This is a genomic window from Paraburkholderia kururiensis (genome assembly GCF_034424375.1).
Lineage (GTDB): Bacteria > Pseudomonadota > Gammaproteobacteria > Burkholderiales > Burkholderiaceae > Paraburkholderia > Paraburkholderia kururiensis_A.
Window position 1 is genome coordinate 1,692,047 of the sequence record NZ_CP139965.1, and the last position, 12,010, is coordinate 1,704,056.

Annotated in this window: 9 protein-coding genes and 1 pseudogene; 5 read left to right on the plus strand and 5 right to left on the minus strand. The window is 66.4% G+C overall.

All coding sequences use genetic code 11. The features are described 5' to 3' along the window. The first annotated feature begins 96 nt into the window (after positions 1-96). Complete coding sequence (rhaS, locus tag U0042_RS07645; RefSeq protein ID WP_114810432.1) at positions 97-1,104, plus strand: rhamnose ABC transporter substrate-binding protein; 1,008 nt, start codon at positions 97-99, stop codon at positions 1,102-1,104. Positions 1,105-1,175: 71 nt separating this feature from the next. Here rhaS and U0042_RS07650 read toward each other — a convergent pair whose 3' ends face one another. Further along, positions 1,176-2,111, minus strand: a complete 936-nt coding sequence (locus U0042_RS07650) for a sterol desaturase family protein (protein WP_114810433.1) — start codon at positions 2,109-2,111, stop codon at positions 1,176-1,178. Positions 2,112-2,479: 368 nt separating this feature from the next. Here U0042_RS07650 and U0042_RS07655 point away from each other — a divergent pair. The 4 genes and pseudogenes from U0042_RS07655 to U0042_RS07670 all read left to right on the plus strand — a co-directional run. Then, a pseudogene (locus U0042_RS07655) lies at positions 2,480-3,875 on the plus strand (quaternary amine ABC transporter ATP-binding protein); the annotation flags it as partial. Then, positions 3,868-4,773: a choline ABC transporter permease subunit gene (gene choW / locus U0042_RS07660; RefSeq protein ID WP_114810434.1), complete on the plus strand. Its 906-nt coding sequence runs from the start codon at positions 3,868-3,870 to the stop codon at positions 4,771-4,773. The pseudogene U0042_RS07655 and the gene choW, both read left to right, overlap by 8 nt. Positions 4,774-4,932: 159 nt before the next feature. Further along, positions 4,933-5,910, plus strand: coding sequence for a GlxA family transcriptional regulator (locus U0042_RS07665; protein ID WP_114810435.1), 978 nt, complete (start codon positions 4,933-4,935; stop codon positions 5,908-5,910). Between the two features lie 65 nt (positions 5,911-5,975). Next, the gene (locus U0042_RS07670; protein ID WP_114810436.1) at positions 5,976-6,917 is read left to right on the plus strand and encodes a choline ABC transporter substrate-binding protein; all 942 of its coding nucleotides are present in this window, start codon (positions 5,976-5,978) and stop codon (positions 6,915-6,917) included. A 109-nt stretch (positions 6,918-7,026) separates the two neighbouring features. Here the strand turns inward: U0042_RS07670 and U0042_RS07675 are convergent, their stop codons facing one another. Genes U0042_RS07675 through nirD form a run of 4 tightly spaced genes read right to left on the minus strand, consistent with a single transcriptional unit; the run spans position 7,027 to position 11,982 of the window. Beyond that, positions 7,027-8,196: a CmpA/NrtA family ABC transporter substrate-binding protein gene (locus tag U0042_RS07675; RefSeq protein WP_114810437.1), complete on the minus strand. Its 1,170-nt coding sequence runs from the start codon at positions 8,194-8,196 to the stop codon at positions 7,027-7,029. Positions 8,197-8,206: 10 nt separating this feature from the next. Then, on the minus strand, positions 8,207-8,782 hold the full coding sequence (locus U0042_RS07680; protein ID WP_114810438.1) for an ANTAR domain-containing response regulator: 576 nt from the start codon (positions 8,780-8,782) through the stop codon (positions 8,207-8,209). Positions 8,783-8,795: 13 nt separating this feature from the next. After that, positions 8,796-11,603, minus strand: a complete 2,808-nt coding sequence (locus tag U0042_RS07685; RefSeq protein ID WP_114810687.1) for a molybdopterin-dependent oxidoreductase — start codon at positions 11,601-11,603, stop codon at positions 8,796-8,798. Positions 11,604-11,616: 13 nt separating this feature from the next. Further along, positions 11,617-11,982, minus strand: coding sequence for a nitrite reductase small subunit NirD (gene nirD, locus U0042_RS07690; protein WP_114810688.1), 366 nt, complete (start codon positions 11,980-11,982; stop codon positions 11,617-11,619). Between the last annotated feature and the right edge of the window lie 28 nt (positions 11,983-12,010).

The following is a 12,010-nucleotide window of genomic DNA, read 5'->3' on the forward strand; positions in this document are numbered from 1 at the left end:
TCAATGCGCAGCTTCAATACGCCGCCGCAACACGACGTGCCGCACAGAAACATCAACAACGCCGGACACCCGTCCGGTCAATAAAGGAGACGCTTCATGTCGAGATCGTTACGTCAGGCCGGTGCCGCGTTGCTTTGCGCGGCGCTTCTCGGAACCAGCGCGCTGGCCAGCGCTGCCGGCATCAAGGAAGGGCTCAAGATCGCGTTCGTGCCGAAGCAGATCAACAACCCGTATGAGGTCATTGCCGACGACGGCGGCATGGCCGCCATCAAGGAGTTCAAGGGCGACGGCAAGGTGGTGGGTCCGTCGGACGCGGGCGCGTCGTCGCAGGTGCAGTACATCAACACGCTCACCACGCAGCATCAGGACGCCATCGTGATTGCAGCCAACGACGCGAACGCGCTCGTCCCGTATCTGAAACGCGCCATGTCTCAGGGCATCAAGGTGGTCACGTTCGATTCGGATACGGCGCCCGAAGGCCGCACGGTGTTCGTGAACCAGGCGAACGCGGAGAGCATCGGGCGCGGGCAGATTCAACTCGTCGCGAAATTGATGGGCGGGGAGGGCGAGTTCGCGATCCTCTCGGCCACGCCGAACGCGACGAACCAGAACACGTGGATCAAGTGGATGCAGGAGGAACTGAAGAAGCCCGAGTACGCGAAGATGAAGCTCGTGAAGATCGCCTACGGCAACGACGACGACCAGAAGTCGTTCGTGGAGACCCAGGGGCTGCTTCAGGCGTACCCGAACCTCAAGGCCATCGTCGCGCCCACGTCGGTGGGCATTGCCGCGGCGGCGCGCTACATCTCGTCGTCGTCGAGCAAGGGCAAGGTGGCGGTAACGGGCCTCGGCACCCCGAACCAGATGCGCGCGTTCGTGAAGAACGGCACCGTGAAGGCCTTCCAGTTGTGGGATCCGGGTCAACTCGGCTACCTCGCCGCCTATGCCGCGGCGAACCTGGCTTCGGGCACGATCACTGGTAAGGAGGGCGAATCGTTCGAAGCGGGCAAGCTCGGCAAGCGGACCATCGGCAAGAGCGGCGAGGTCATTCTCGGGCCGCCCACCACGTTCGACGCGGCCAACATCGACAACTACAACTTCTGATCGCGGGGCTTCTCAGCGCGTGGTGGTTGCGGCCACGCGCTCTCGCGACCCCGTGTAGACGCACGCGCCGCTCAATCCGCGCCGGCCGCCGCAGTTGTTTTCATGCCCGCTTTCATGCCGGCACGCCGGCGCAGATCTTCCGTCGTTTCGCTCGCACCGCCTGGTCTCCAGCCGGGCGGGCGCAGCAGATAGTTCATCGCCGTACCCCCTTCCTTTGCCGACGCGATGTCGCGTGCGAGGCTCGCCCAATGTTCGAGTTCCACGACGAACGGGTTGTGCGAGCGCGTGGGCGTAACCAGCCCGTAGCGGCACGGCTCCTCCGCGCGTTCTTCCACATAGGTGCCGAACAGGCGGTCGAACACGATCAGCACGCCACCGTAGTTGGCATCCAGATACGCCAGGTTCGACGCGTGATGCACGCGATGCGCGGACGGCGTGTTGAACACGTACTCCAGCCAGCCGAGCTTTGGTATCCACGTGGTGTGCAGCCAGAACTGATAGAGCAGGTTGAGCGTGAGCGTTGCCAACACGACTTCGGGCCGCACGCCAAGCCACACGAGCGGCGTGAAGAACAGCGCGGCGCCCGTGAGCCGGCCGGTCCAGCCAAGCCGGAACGCGGTGGAAAGCGTGAGCTGGTTCGGCGAATGGTGCACCGCGTGCGTGGCCCAAAGGAAGCGGATGCGATGCGACGCGCGGTGGTACCAGTAGTAGCAGAACTCCTGGAGGAGGAAGAGCAGCAGCACCGCGAGGGCGCTGTCGAGCGCCAGCGTATGAATGCGGTAATGCCATACGACGTTGAAGACCGCCGTGGTGAGCGGCACAGGCAACAGCGCGAGCAGCTTGCGGCCCACCAGGTCCGCGAGCGAGAGCGCGAATTCGTGCCAGTCGAACGGCGTATCGGTGTGCCGTTTCCGCGCGCTGAGCACGCATGCCTCGACGAGCGAGGCGCTGACCACGACCCCGGAAACGGCAAGACCGAGAAGCGTGAATGACTGGGTAGAGAGCATGATGTCGACCTGACGGACTACGATAAATCGATGCGGGCGGCACGTGTCGTGTCGTAGCGTGCCGGCTCATGGACTGGCGTAACGGGCCGTTTGCTGCATAGCGCGCGGCACCGTTCGCGTCCCATGAGCGGCAATGTAGCCATCGGCTGCGTTAAAAACCATGCGAAAACTATGTCGCGGGGTTTCATGGACCGCCGGGCATTGAGTGGTAGTTTTCGTGTGCGGGGCAGGGGGCGGTGGGGCAACCGCGATGCCGCGCAGGCCAGGTGGATCTGACAGACCAGGGACAACCCTGCCCCCATCCCTCTATCCAGCCTGCCCGCCGGTGTCCCCAATCGGACGCCGATCCGACAATTTCCGACATTGGCCGCCATCGCGCCGCTCGCGCGGCGGCCGCGCGCCGCGTTCGGCGCAGAGCCGCCGGAGCCTTGCCTGGCAAGCCTTTGCGCCGGGCCGCACGGCTATTCGCTTTACGCATGTGTCGCATTTGCGCAAGCGTTTGTCGTAAATCGTCGGCCCACAGGGGTTTTTTCTGGCAACCATGTATGCACACTGTGAGCGGGCCGACGCCTGCCCGACGAGGAGATGAATTCGATGAATTCCCCAAAAGTCGTGGTCGAAGGGCTGTACAAGGTCTTCGGCAACAATCCGAAACTCGCGCTCGACATGCTCTCGGGCGGTGCCACGAAGGACGAGATCTTCGCGAAGACCGGTCAGGTGGTCGGCGTGCAGGACGTCTCGTTCGAGGTGCCGGAAGGCGAGATTTTCGTGCTGATGGGCCTGTCGGGTTCCGGCAAGTCCACGCTGATCCGTCTCATCAACCGGCTCGTGGAGCCGACCGCGGGCAAGGTGCTGATCGACGGCCGCGACGTGGCCGCCGTGCGCCGCTCGGAGCTCATCGCGCTGCGCCGCACCGACATGAGCATGGTGTTCCAGTCGTTCGCGCTCATGCCGCAGCGCACCGTGCTTGCCAACGCGTCGTTCGGTCTGGAAGTGGCCGGCGTGTCGCGCAAGGAACGCGAAAAGCGCGCGCTCGAGGTGCTCGAGCAGGTGGGCCTTGCCGCTTTCGCGCAGAAGCTGCCTTCGGAGCTGTCGGGCGGCATGCAGCAGCGCGTGGGCCTCGCCCGCGCGCTCGCCGTGAATCCGTCGCTGATGATCATGGACGAAGCGTTCTCCGCGCTCGATCCGCTCAAGCGCAAGGAAATGCAGAACGTGCTGCTGCAACTGCAAAAGGAGCAGCGGCGCACCATCCTGTTCGTTTCGCACGATCTCGAAGAGGCGCTGCGCATCGGCAACCGCATCGCCATCATGGAAGGCGGCCGCGTGGTGCAGATCGGCACGCCGCAGGAAATCATCAGCCAGCCCGCCGACGACTACGTACGCGCGTTCTTCGAAGGCGTGGACACAAGCCGCTATCTCACCGCGGGCGATCTCATGCAGACCAACGCGGTGCCGCTCGTGCGCAATCTCGATGCGTCGAGCGTGGCCGAGTCGCTCAACGGCAGCGCGGACTACGCGTTCGTGCTCGACGAGTCGCGCAAGATTCGCGGTTTCGTCACGCGCGACGCGCTGGGTGCCGCGACCCCCGCGCTGCGTCAGCTCGAACCCATTTCGCGCGGCGCGTCGCTCGAACAGGTCGTCTCGCGCGTGTGCGCGAGCGCCACGGCGCTCCCCGTGGTCGACGACGAGGGCTGCTATTGCGGCTCCGTCAATCAGTCCGTTGTGTTGAAGGTGCTCACGCGCAGTCGAGGTTCCCATGTCTGAGATCATTCCGCTTGGCCGCTGGGTGGACGACTCCGTCCACTATCTGCTCGACCACGACGCCAGCACGTTCGACGCTATCGGCAAGGGCATCGAGAGCTTCGCCGCGCTGATCGAACACGGCCTGCAGGCCGTGCCGATGTGGGCGATGATGGCCTTCTTCATCGGCATCGGCCTGTGGCGCGTGGGCTGGCGCTTCGCCATCTTCGTCACGCTGTCGCTGTTGCTGATCTATGCCACGGGCTTCTGGGATCAGACGGTCGTGACGCTGGGCCTCACGCTGTCGTCCACGCTCATCAGTCTCGTGTTCGGCGTTCCGCTCGGCATCTGGACCGCGAAGAACCGGCACGTCGCCCTCGTGGTGCGCCCCGTGCTCGATCTGATGCAGACCATGCCGGCCTTCGTCTACCTCATTCCGGCCGCAATGCTGTTCGGTCTGGGCCGCGTGCCGGGCATTCTCTCCACGGTCATTTTCGCGATGCCGCCTGCGGTGCGCCTCACGAGCCTCGGCATTCGCCACGTGAACCGCGAGATCGTGGAAGCGGGCCAGGCGTTCGGCTGCACGCCGTGGCAACTGCTCTACAAGGTGCAATTCCCGAGCGCGCTGCCCTCCATCATGCAGGGCGTCAACCAGACCATCATGATGGCGCTTTCCATGGTGATCATCGCTTCGATGGTGGGCGCGGGCGGCCTCGGCAACGACGTGCTCGCGAGCATTCAGCGTCTCGACATCGGGCTCGGCTTCGAGAGCGGGCTCTCGGTGGTGCTGCTCGCCATCATTCTCGACCGCATCACGGAAAGCTTCGGCCGCACGCCGGGCTCCGCACCCGCGCCGCGCTTCGCCGGCCTGCGTAACGTGATGCGTGTGCGCCGCGAGCCGCCGATGGCCGCGCAGAGCTGAACGCCGGCAGGCGGCACCCGGCCCGCCTGGCCCGCCCACCCCAGCCATTTCGCAATAGAAGATCGTTCCAGCAGACAAGCGCGCCGCACCCTTCCGTGCGGCGCGTGGCCCAACCCGTGCCTGTACGTGCCCGAGGAGAGCGACGTGACGACCGCAGTGATGGAGCTGGCCACCCGTACCGCGCCGTTGTCGCGCGCTGCGCATTTCGGTTTTCTCACGCTGCCCAGCTTTTCCATGATCGCGTTCACGAGCGCGGTGGAAGTGCTTCGCATGGCGAACTATGTGAGCCGCGAGCAGCACTACCGCTGGTCCGTGATTACGCCCGACGGCGTGCCGGTGCGATCGAGCAACGGCATCAGCGTGCGGCCCACGCGCACCATCGAAGAGACGGGCATGCCGGACGTGCTGATCGTTTGCGGCGGCACGCAGATCCGCAACGCGGTGAACACGAACGTGACCACGCTGCTGCGTGAAGTAGCCGAAAGCGACGTGCCGCTCGGCGGTTTCTGCACCGGTGCCTATGCACTGATGGCCGCGGGCCTGCTCGACGATTACCGCTGCACGGTGCATTGGGAAGACCTCTCGGCGCTGCACAAGGAATTTCCGCGCGTGCATTTCGCCGACGAACTCTTCGTGATCGATCGCGACCGGCTCACCTGCACGGGCGGCACCGCGCCGCTCGACCTCATGCTGAACCTCGTGGAAGCGCGCCTCGGGCAGCGGCTTGCCGCGCAGGTCTCGGAGCAGTTCATCCTGGAGCGCATTCGCAGCGCGAGCGACCCGCAGCCCATTCCCGTCGACGCACGCGTGGGCTTCTCGCGCGCGGAGCTGGTCGAAGTGGTGCGGCTCATGGAAGCCAACATCGAAGAGCCGCTTTCGCTCGAAGAACTCGCGCGGCTCGTGCAGCTTTCCACGCGGCATTTGCAGCGCATGTTCAAGGTGTATCTGAACGTGTCGCCCACGCATTACTACCTGTCGTTGCGCCTCAAACGCGCGCGCGACCTGCTGCGCACCACCGACGCCACCATTGCGCGCGTGACCACCGTGTGCGGCTTTCACTCGCCGTGCCACTTCAGCAAGGCCTATCGCGCGCAATTCGGCCACGCGCCGAGCGCCGAACGGCGGCTGGCAAGCTGAGACATCAATACCAGCCCAATAACCGATTTCACGACAGACCAATCGATCACCCGAGGAGAATCACAATGAAACTCAAGCTGTTTGCTGCCGCCGGGGCACTCGCCGCAGCCGTCACGATGGTTCACGCGGCCGAGCCCGCCGCCTGCCGAAACGTGCGCTTTGCGGACGTGGGCTGGACCGACATCGCGGCCACCACGGGCCTCGCGTCGACGGTGTTCGAGGGGCTCGGCTACCACCCGACGAAGACCATCGCGTCGGTGCCCATCACGTTTGCGGGCATCAAGAGCAAGCAGATCGACGTGTTTCTCGGCTACTGGTCGCCCACCATGGACCCCATCATCACGCCGTTCGTGAAGGCCGGCACGATCAAGGTGCTCGCCACGCCGAACCTCACGGGCGCGAAATACACGCTGGCCGTGCCGGACTACGTCTATAACGGCGGGCTGAAGTCGTTCGCGGACATCCAGAAATTCGCGGACAAGCTCAACGGCAAGATCTACGGCATCGAGCCCGGCAACGACGGCAACGCGCTCATCAAGAAGATGATCGACGGCAACCAGTTCGGGCTCGGCAAGTTCAAGCTCGTGGAATCGAGCGAGGCGGGCATGCTCGTGGAAGTGAACCGCGCCATTCGCGACAAGCAATGGATCGTGTTCCTCGGCTGGGAGCCGCACCCCATGAACGTGCAGATGAAGATCGATTACCTTGCGGGCGGCGACGACGTATTCGGCCCGAACTACGGCGAAGCGAAGGTCTTCACGGCCACGCCGCCCGACTACGCGGCGCGCTGCCCGAACGCGGCGAAGCTCGTGTCGAACCTGCAGTTCACCACGACGATCGAGAACCGCGTGATGATGCCCATCATGAACAAGGAAGACGCGAACAAGGCCGCGCTCGAGTGGCTGAAGGCGAATCCGAAAGTACTCGACCAGTGGCTGGCGGGCGTGAAGACGTTCGACGGCAAAGACGGTTTGCCTGCAGTGAAGGCTTATATCTCCGCACATTGAATCGCGGCACATTGAATCGCGGCACATTGAGTCTGTAGCGGAGGCGCACGGCTGCGATGCCGTGTGCCTCACACGCTATACGTCCGGCTATACGTCCGAAATTGCGCGCTCAAACGTGAATATCGAACCCCTGCGCGTACGCCTCCAGATCGCTGTCGTCCCAGAGCCGGCCGTCCACCAGTACCGGTGACGCGTCGTGCGAGGGCACGGCGATCTGCATGGCCGCCGCTGCTTCGCGATAAAGCGCGGTCTGGTTGATCGCAGCCGCCACCGCCAGATAGTCCACCGTATCGATCAGCCCCCAGCGCCGGTATTGCGTAAGAAACCACGCACCGTCCGACGGACGCGGATAGTTCACGTTGCCGCCGTCGAAGAAGCGCACGGGCAGGCGCTTGCCGTAGACGCCTTCGCGCACGTCGTCGGGCAGCACGGCCGCAAGGCGCGGCGCAATCAGTTCGTGCGGCACGCCGATGAACTCCGGCTGTGCGAGCCATTGAGCCGTGTCGTCGCGATGCCCTGGGTCGTCGAGCCAGCGGCACGCATCGAGCATGGTCTGCACGAGCGCGCGTGCCGTACGCGGATGGCGCGTCACGAATTCACGCGTTGCCGCGAGCACTTTCTCCGGATGGTCGGGCCAGATTTCGCTCGTGAAAAGTACGGTACGTCCCGCATGACGCGCCTGCGCCGCCGCGTTCCACGGCTCGCCGGCGCAGAAGCCGTCGAGTTGCCCCGCCGTGAGCGCATCGCCCATCTGCGGCGGCGGAATCACCACGCTTTCGATATCGCGCAACGGATGCACACGCTCCGACGCGAGCCAGTAGTACAGCCACATCGCATGCGTGCCGGTAGGAAACGTCTGTGCGAAGACGGGCTTGCGGCCCAGCGTGGCGAGCGCATCGTGCAGCGTGCGGTGCTCGTCGAGGGCGTCGGCCAGGCGGTTCGACAGCGTGATGGCCTGGCCGTTGCGGTTGAGCACCATCAGCACCGCCATGTCGGCCTGCGGGCCGCCGATGCCCAGTTGCACACCATAGGCGAGGCCGTAGAGCGCATGCGCTGCATCGAGTTCGCCGCACAGCAGCTTGTCGCGCACGGCGGCCCACGAAGGCTGCCGGCACAGTTCGAGCGTGAGGCCATAGGCGTGGCCGAATTCGAGCATCTTCGCGGCCACGAGCGGCGCCGCGTCGGTGAGCGCGACGTAGCCCAGCCGCAGATGCGTCTTTTCGGGCGCGCCCGCCGCGCGTGGCTTCGCGTTCGCGGCGAGGGAGGAGGGTTCGTTCATTGCGGTTCCGTCATGTCGGCAGGCCGTCTGCATCGACGATCTGGCGCGCCGCCTCGGCCATCTTCACGCCCTGGTCCATCGCGCGCTTTCTGAGCGTGGCGTAGGCGGCGTGCTCGGTCATCTTGCGGCGATCCATCAAGAGACGTTTGGCGCGGTCGATCAACTTGCGCTCCGCCAGTTCGGTTTCGGCCTGCGCGAGGCGCTCGCGCAACTGCGCCTCCTGGGCGAAGCGCGCGAGCGCGACTTCGAGAATGGGCGCGATGCGCTCGCTCGCGAGTCCTTCCACGAGATAGGCCGTCACGCCCGCGCCCACGGCGTCGCGAATCAACTGCTGGTTCCCGTCGTTGCTGAACATCAGCACGGGCCGCGGTGCCGTGGCGTTCATGACGGCGAGCTGTTCGAGCGTGTCGCGCGAAGGCGATTCGGTGTCGATGATGATGACGTCCGGCCGTTCCGTGGCGACCACGTGGTGCAGCGCCTGCGGGGTCGCGGTGGCGGGCAGCATCTCGTAGCCGAGCCGCGCGAGCGCGTCGCGCAGATCGCCGATGGGCTTTTCGGTGTCGGTAACGAGCAGTACACGCAGCATGGTGGAGGCGAGTTTAGCGCAGCCCGGCGCGTGGCGGCGTTTGCCATGCGGCTGCGTGCTGTGTGTCGCTGGAAGGCACGGCCGTTGCCGCGGGCTTTTCGCACAGCCGCTTCAATTCCGGCACGCACGACCCGCACACCGTGCCGCAGCCCAGCGTTGCCTTCAACTCGACCACCGTGGCGCCGCGCCCGATGGCCGCTTCGATGCGCGAGCGCGGCACCTGCATGCAGGTGCACACCATCGGGTCGCGCGGCGCGGCGTTTTCGCGCTGCGCGCTGAAGACGGCAAAGCGCGGGCCGGTCCACGGTTGGGCATCCACGAGCCGCGCCAGCAGCGCGTCGCCGCCCGTTGCGTCGCCCGCCAGCACGAAACCGTCGATCACGTTGTCGCGCCACAGCACGCGCTTGTCGAGGCCGCGCCGCGCATCGCGGTATTCGAGCACGTCTTCGCCCGCGGGCAGATCGAGCGCGGCATGCAGACGGTCGAGCCACGTCGCGGGCGTTTCAGCGCTCTCCCCGGAAGGCGAGGCAAAAGCGGGCGCCGCCGTGTGCGCGGCGCGCAGCACGATCACGTCGTCGGCCTCGATGCGGATGGACGCGTACGCGCACGCGGCGAGCAGCGGCTGAAGCGCCGCCTGCAACGCGAGCACGTTGCCGCGCCGCGCGGCCACGAGCCGCCAGGGCAGCGGCGCGGCTTCGATGCGCACCGCGGCGTGCTTGAGTTCGGGCTGGCGCGAATGCGGATCGGTGGCGCCGATGGTGGCCTCGTTGATGCCGCCGCTCGAAATGAACTGGCCGTTCCAGTGCATCGGCACGAAGACGGTGCCGGACGTCACGTCTTCCGAGAGCTGCACGGGCAGCACGAGGCTGCCGCGACGACTCTTCACGCGCACGAGATCGCCTTCCGCGAAGCCGCGCCGCGCGGCGTCGGCGGGCGAGAGGTTGACGGCGGCCTCGGGCGCGTGCGCGAGCAGTCTGGCGACGCGGCCCGTACGGCTCATGCCGTGCCATTGGTCGCGCAACCGGCCCGTGATGAGCCGGAACGGGAAGCGCGCGTCCGTGGGCTCGGCCACGGGCTGGTAGCGCGGCGCATGAAAACGCGCGCGGCCGTCGGCGGTGGCGAACACGCCGTCGGTGTAGCGGCGCGCGGCGCCTTGCGTGCGGCCCGCCGGAAACGGCCATTGCTGCGGCCCCTCGTCTTCGAGCACCGCGTAGCTCAATCCGCCGATGTCGAGATCGCGCCCCACCGTGAGCCGGCGATGCTCGTCGAACGCCGCTTCGGGCGAGGCGAAACCGAAGAGCGGCGAGGCGTTCGCGCCCCGTGCTTCACGTCTGTTCGCGAGGCGTTGCTCCATGCGTTGCGCCACCTGATCGGCGATCCACCAGTCGGGCTTCGCTTCGCCCGCCGCGGGCACGGCGGCCCGCACGCGCGAGATGCGCCGCTCCGAATTCGTCACCGTGCCCGACTTCTCGCCCCACGTGGCCGCGGGCAGCAGCACGTCGGCGAAGGGCACCGTGTCGGTCTGCGTGAATGCGTCCTGCACGACGACGAACTCCGCCTTGGCGAGCGCTTCGCGCACCTTCGCGATGTCGGGCATGGAATGCACGGGGTTCGTGCAGACGATCCACACGGCCTTGATCTTGCCGCTGCGCACGGCCTCGAACAGCTCGACGGCGGGCAGCCCCGGCGTGGCGGGCACGGAGGGCACGCCCCACAGCCGCGCCACTTCCTCGCGATGCGCCGCGTTGCCGATCTCGCGATGCGCCGCGAGCATGGTCGCCATGCCGCCCACTTCGCGGCCGCCCATCGCGTTGGGCTGGCCCGTCAGCGAGAACGGACCGGCGCCGGGCCGGCCGATCTGCGCCGTGGCCAGATGCAGGTTGATGAGGGCGAGGTTCTTGTCGGTGCCGTGGCTCGACTGGTTGAGGCCCATGCAATAGAGCGAGAGCGCGGCCTCGCTCGCGCCGAACCATTCGGCGGCCTGCATGAGGTCTTCTTCGCGGATGCCGCACAGGCCCGCGGCCACGCGCGGCGTGTACTCGCGCACCATCGCCTTCAACGCGGCGAAGCCTTCGGTATGGCGCTCGATGTACGCGCGGTCGATCAACCCTTCCCAGATGAGGTGATGCAGCATGCCGTTGAAGAGCGCGACGTCGGTGCCGGGCTGGATGGCGAGATGCAGGTCGGCCGACGCCGCCGTGTCGGTGCGGCGCGGGTCGACGACGATCCAGCGGATCGCCGGGTTCGCGGCCTTCGCCGCTTCGAGCCGCCGAAACAGCACGGGGTGCGCCCACGCCATGTTGCTGCCCGCGAAGAGCACCGTGCGCGCCGCTTCGAGGTCTTCGTAGCAGGTGGGCGGACCGTCCGCACCCAGCGCCATCTTGTAGGCGCTCACGGCGCTCGACATGCAAAGCCGCGAGTTCGTATCGATGTTGTTGGTGCCGATCAACCCCTTCGCGAGCTTGTTGAAGACGTAGTAGTCCTCGGTGAGCAACTGGCCCGAGACGTAGAACGCCACGGCGTCCGGGCCATGCCGTTCCACCACGTGCGCGAAGCGCTCGGCCACGGTGTCGAGCGCCACGTCCCAACTGACCTGACGGCGCGCTTCGGAGCGATGCTCGCGCATTTCGGGCACGAGCGCGCGGCCCGTTTCGCTTTGCGCCGTGAGCGCGAGCGAGAGCCCCTTCGTGCAGAGCTTGCCGAAATTGGCGGGATGCTCGGGGTCGCCTTGCACGCCCGTGATGCGGCCGCCTTCCGACTCGATGAGCACGCCGCAGCCGACGCCGCAGTAGCAGCAGGTGGAACGGGTGACGGTCTTCATGACGTGTACGCGCTCAGGCGCGGCCGAGATCGACATGCACGAGCCCGTCTGCGTCCACCTTCACCGGAAAGCGTCCCGCGCAGCCTTCGTCCGGCGCGCGTGCTTCGCCGCTCGCAAGGTCGATGTTCCATGCGTGCAGCGGGCACGTCACCGTTTCGCCGTGCACGATGCCTTCGGACAGCGCGCCGCCTTTGTGCGGGCAGCGGTCGCGCAGCGCGAAGACCTTGTCGCTCGCGGTGCGAAAGAGGGCGATGTTGCCGCCCAGGCTTTCATCGCGTTGCAGCACGCGGCTGCCCAGTGGCGGAATGTCTTCGACGCGGCAGACGGGCGTCCATGCCGGGCCGTTCCGCTGGCCGTGTTCGCTTGCTTCGCGCGCCATGATCTGGATTTCCATCGTGTGTTCCTTG

Excerpts from the sequence above, each read along its gene's own strand:
- choW (WP_114810434.1), top strand. The coding sequence starts at position 3,868 with ATGTCTGAGATCATTCCGCTTGGCCGCTGGGTGGACGACTCCGTCCAC.
- U0042_RS07670 (WP_114810436.1), top strand. The coding sequence starts at position 5,976 with ATGAAACTCAAGCTGTTTGCTGCCGCCGGGGCACTCGCCGCAGCCGTC.
- U0042_RS07680 (WP_114810438.1), bottom strand. The coding sequence starts at position 8,782 with ATGCTGCGTGTACTGCTCGTTACCGACACCGAAAAGCCCATCGGCGAT.
- U0042_RS07685 (WP_114810687.1), bottom strand. The coding sequence starts at position 11,603 with ATGAAGACCGTCACCCGTTCCACCTGCTGCTACTGCGGCGTCGGCTGC.
- nirD (WP_114810688.1), bottom strand. The coding sequence starts at position 11,982 with ATGGCGCGCGAAGCAAGCGAACACGGCCAGCGGAACGGCCCGGCATGG.
- U0042_RS07675 (WP_114810437.1), bottom strand. The coding sequence starts at position 8,196 with ATGAACGAACCCTCCTCCCTCGCCGCGAACGCGAAGCCACGCGCGGCG.
- U0042_RS07665 (WP_114810435.1), top strand. The coding sequence starts at position 4,933 with ATGGAGCTGGCCACCCGTACCGCGCCGTTGTCGCGCGCTGCGCATTTC.
- rhaS (WP_114810432.1), top strand. The coding sequence starts at position 97 with ATGTCGAGATCGTTACGTCAGGCCGGTGCCGCGTTGCTTTGCGCGGCG.
- U0042_RS07650 (WP_114810433.1), bottom strand. The coding sequence starts at position 2,111 with ATGCTCTCTACCCAGTCATTCACGCTTCTCGGTCTTGCCGTTTCCGGG.